This is a genomic window from Bacillus cereus group sp. MYBK245-2, from assembly GCF_051916145.1.
Taxonomy (GTDB): Bacteria; Bacillota; Bacilli; order Bacillales; family Bacillaceae_G; genus Bacillus_A; species Bacillus_A pacificus.
The window spans coordinates 1-1269 of record NZ_JBQAGB010000046.1 but is presented as its reverse complement, the minus strand read 5'-3'; the positions used below and the strand labels follow the sequence as shown (position 1 = coordinate 1269).

Below are 1269 nucleotides of genomic sequence, written 5' to 3'. Positions count from 1 at the left end.
GAACAGCGTACTTTATACAATCTTTTCCCTGTAGCTGTTAGCTTGTTTTTTCTAGCAATATCCTTATATTTCTCCCACACATGATGAGTGATAACTTTTTGTTTTTGTTTCTTTGAAAAGCACACCTCACGTAACGGACAAACAGCGCAGTCTTCTGGATTCGATTTGTATTGACGGTATCCTTCACGATCAGTTGTTACATATTCTAAAATACATCCCATCGGACAAGCGAAAACATTCATTTCTTCTACATATTTAAATTGGCTTTTCGGTACTTCTTTATTCCGTTTTCCAAATCGGCGATACCCCATCACCATAAATATATTCCGTTCTGATAGTTTCTTACAGATATATCCTGTGAAATAGCCAGCATCAAGGGCAACAGCTTCTACTTTGAAGTCGAATTTATCAATCTGAGCTTGGAGGCGTGCTAAATACGGCTCGGAATCTGTCATATTTCCAGCCGTTACATAGGTATCTGTAATAATATTGTACTTCGCATCAGTCGTACGATGATCCAAGAAATGAAAACCATTTGGTTTTCCATCTCTCATTAAAAATCCACTATCTGGATCCGTTGTACTTATACGAGTTTTTTTGGTAGGGGTATCACTTTCCTTTCTAGGTTTTAATTCTTTTTTCCGTGTACCTCACGATCTTCGATTACCGCAGCTTCTAGCTCATCTATATAAAACTTTGCTTTTTCTTTTTTATATTTATGTACAAATTTATTTTTATTGGCATTGGCCTTAATATGTGTAGAATCTGTCATCAGTGCACGTCCTCCCACCATCCGGTGCTCTGTTGCTTGCCTCACGATCTCATCAAAAATTTCTTCGAAAATATTTGTATGAATAAAACGAGTACGACGATTCCAACTGATTGTAGAATGATCCGGAATCGTATCCGATAGAGAAAACCCTAAAAACCAACGGTAGGCAATATTCGTTTTAATCTCCTTTTCCAATTGACGCTCAGAACGAATGCCGTAAAAATATCCAATAAACATCATCTTAAATAAAACAATAGGATGAATGGACGGGCGTCCATTGTTTTCACAGTAATAAGGACGTAACTTCTCTTCAATAAAATCAAAACTAATTGTCGCTTCAATTGCACGAAGGAAATGATCTTGTGGAACCAACTCTTCTACAGAAACAGATACACGCTCGTCACGATGATTTTTTAAAGCACCCATCATAAGAAATCTCTCCTTTTCCTCTTTTTTATCAGTGTTGACACATAAAAAGAGGTTCAGACACAAAAACA

The 1269-nt window shown here is 36.8% G+C and carries 1 pseudogene; it reads right to left on the bottom strand.

The features are described 5' to 3' along the window. Window positions 1-1201 (bottom strand): annotated as a pseudogene (locus ACTFRN_RS28015) (IS1182-like element ISBth7 family transposase); the annotation flags it as partial. Window positions 1202-1269: the final 68 nt, after the last annotated feature.